Origin of the sequence: Paenibacillus sp. Aloe-11 (assembly GCF_000245715.1) — a bacterium.
Taxonomy (GTDB): domain Bacteria; phylum Bacillota; class Bacilli; order Paenibacillales; family Paenibacillaceae; genus Paenibacillus; species Paenibacillus kribbensis.
In genome coordinates this window covers 1,129-3,972 of record NZ_JH601042.1, presented here as the reverse complement: position 1 = coordinate 3,972, position 2,844 = coordinate 1,129, and the positions used below count along the sequence as shown (strand labels likewise).

At 47.5% G+C, this 2,844-nt stretch carries 4 protein-coding genes; 3 read left to right on the top strand and 1 reads right to left on the bottom strand.

Annotated features, from left to right (window positions below):
* The 3 genes from WG8_RS01880 to WG8_RS01870 form a co-directional block, all read left to right on the top strand.
* Window positions 1–1,071 (top strand): MGDG synthase family glycosyltransferase (locus WG8_RS01880; RefSeq protein WP_007428350.1); only part of this gene is annotated, 1,071 nt, incomplete at its 5' end.
* A gap of 29 nt (window positions 1,072–1,100) precedes the next feature.
* Window positions 1,101–1,382, top strand: a complete 282-nt coding sequence (locus WG8_RS01875) for a hypothetical protein (protein WP_007428349.1) — start codon at window positions 1,101–1,103, stop codon at window positions 1,380–1,382.
* Window positions 1,383–1,802: 420 nt separating this feature from the next.
* The gene (locus WG8_RS01870) at window positions 1,803–2,141 is read left to right on the top strand and encodes a DUF4870 domain-containing protein (protein WP_007428348.1); all 339 of its coding nucleotides are present in this window, start codon (window positions 1,803–1,805) and stop codon (window positions 2,139–2,141) included.
* An 87-nt stretch (window positions 2,142–2,228) separates the two neighbouring features.
* Here the strand turns inward: WG8_RS01870 and WG8_RS01865 are convergent.
* Window positions 2,229–2,844 (bottom strand): sigma factor-like helix-turn-helix DNA-binding protein (locus WG8_RS01865; RefSeq protein ID WP_007428347.1); only part of this gene is annotated, 616 nt, incomplete at its 5' end.

The following is a 2,844-nucleotide window of genomic DNA, read 5'->3' as shown; positions in this document are numbered from 1 at the left end:
GATAGCTTGCGAAGAATCGGACGCTGTGAAGTACAACTCCTCGACTTGATGGCTGAATCCCATCCCTGGTTGAATGATCTGACCAAATTTGTATATATGCAAAGCTTCAAAACGATTCCTCAGCTTTACGGCTGGGTCTATAACATCACACGAGGGATGCAGGCCAAATCAGCCTTTGGCAGCGTGCTGCATTCCTTTGGAATGCGACAACTGGCGCTTACACTCGACAAAGAAAAACCCGACCTCGTCATACATACGTTCCCGCAGCTGGCTCTCCCGGTGTTGCGCCGCAAATTGGGAATGAAGCTGCCGATTGTCAACGTGGTTACAGATTTCGACCTGCATGGACGATGGCTACATCCTGATATTGACCGCTACTATGTAGCCACAGAGGATATTCAGCAGGAGGCAGCACAACGGGGAATACCTATTGAGCGCATTGTCGCTACGGGTATCCCCATCCATGCTTCTTTTTATCCTATGTCCACGGAAGAAGCAGCCAATCAGCAGCATACGATCCCGCAGCCCATCTCAGGGACTACAACGCTGCTGATTATGGCAGGAGCCTATGGTGTACTATCTGGCATACTGGACATCTGTCGGCAATTAAGCCAGCTTCCACAGCTAAGACTATTGATCGTCTGCGGGCGCAACCAGCAATTGAAAGCAGAACTGGATGCGCTGTATGCGGGCCATCCCAATATATACACCTATGGATTCGTGGACTATGTTCCCGCACTCATGCGAGCAAGCCATATGGTGATTACGAAGCCCGGCGGCATCACACTCTCGGAAAGCATCGCATCCGGTCTACCCATTCTTGTGTTTAAGCCCGTACCCGGTCAGGAGCTAAATAACGCCCTGTATTTGGAGCAAAAAGGAGCCGCACGCATTGCTCGCACGACGCAGGAGCTCATCCAGCATTGTATCGAGCTGATTTCCAGCCCTTCTCTCGCTGCGGAGATGAAGCATTCGATTGAGCTGCTTCGCAAGCCCCATCCCGCAGACCGGATTGCCGAGGATATTTTGCACCAGCTTGTGGATAAAAGCCCCTCCATTCGGACAACTTAATGAAGAATAAGCCAGACGGAGGGGATACAATGGAACACAAAGGAAAGGATTTGCTCCCGCTAACGGGCGAAAAGGTAGAAGTGGATGGGATTTATGTGGATGAGGATGGACATGAGCAGCATTTGCACAGAGGTCAGCATTTTCCCGCTGATGTTGTTTTAGGTACTTCCGAGTGGAAAATGACCGAATACGCCTTTGATAATCATCATGACGGGCGCACTGATGAACGACTTATCCCCAAAGAGGATGATGAGAATAAAAAGGGTAAAATCACGCACCCACGCCGTCGTTTACAACGTGGAGACCGATAAATACTACAAAATATCCACTATTAAGGCCAACTTGTTGATAGTTTGTGGACAAAATGTGCGCAACATGTGAGTAAACATCATATTCTCTACAGTTTGTGCACAATTTGTGTATAAACCATGTTTATTTTGTGGATAAACGTGGTGGTATAGTGGATAAACTACGTACAACATGTGCAAAACTTGTGTATAACTGTGTAAATGGCTGAGCGAATTCACATTCGTTCGGCCTTTTCATATTTCATACACAGTTTAGCTGAACCGAACTTATAAGTTTCTATCGTTTTTATGTTCATTTTTCGAGTACGGCTTATCGCGTTTGAATTTTTCTGCCGAGGGTTAGCATATCCTACATTCCCGACCTCATAGTTTGTATAGTACAGAGCCTGAGCTTGAAAACTTCTAAAGGGGGATCACTTTGATATGTCAGTCTATAAGTCTTCCACGGGATTGGATGAAAATATAGCAGCTGTCCTGTGCTACCTGTTTGCCTTCCTTGGCGCACTGGCCTTTGTCATGCTGGAGAAGAAAAGCCGCTTTGTATTATTTCACGCCCTGCAATCCATATTTTTGTTTGTAGCTCTCATGATCGGTCATGTGCTTGCCGGATTCATTCCGCTACTGGGTCCTTTACTCGCTTCCCTGCTGACACTGGCAAGCCTTGCCTTGTGGATCATCCTGTTAATCCGTGCGGGACAAGGCAAATGGCTTAAACTCCCTTGGGTAGGTGATCTGGCTCTACATCAGGCTCGGCAATTGTAAAAGAAATTTGTGCTTGAATCTACCCGTTTCAAAGCAAAATCCACAAGGCCATCAGAGTAATCTGATGACCTTGTGGAATAGTTGGGTTCATCTGTCTTGACTTACATGAATATGTCCCAATTTATCTGGATTGATCATTAAATAAAAATCCTGAATATGCTCCCCGTCCGGTGTCAGTCTGATACATAAGGCTTCTTTCACTTTGCCTTCTTGCAGAAATGCCAGTTGCAACTCACCATTGATAACGGTGTAGACAAGTTCTCTCTCCCGCAATGCGGTCAGCACCCGACGAGAGGTTAACAGGGCGAGAACGCCTTTGCGTACCACCATCGGTCTCATCACCGTATGGACGTTGCCTCCACCATCCGCCACAAATGCGGGCTGTTCAGCCAGCAGTTCCAGCATAGCAGTCACGTCGTAGGCGAGAAAGGCCGAGGTAAAACGCTCCAGCAGCTTTATTCTGGCAGCATTATTTTGGGGATTGCTTGCCGGAGCGGCAAGGACAGATTCCCCGGAAGACAGAATACGACGAGAGCGACTGAATAGCTGACGACAGTTGCTTTCGGTCTTCCCAAGTAGTTCTGCAATATCTTTATAATCGTATTGAAAAGCTTCCCTCAGCACAAAGACAGCACGTTCGATCGGCTTGAGCTGCTCCAGCAGAACGAGAAAAGCGTAAGAAATCATATCCTTACGCTCCAGC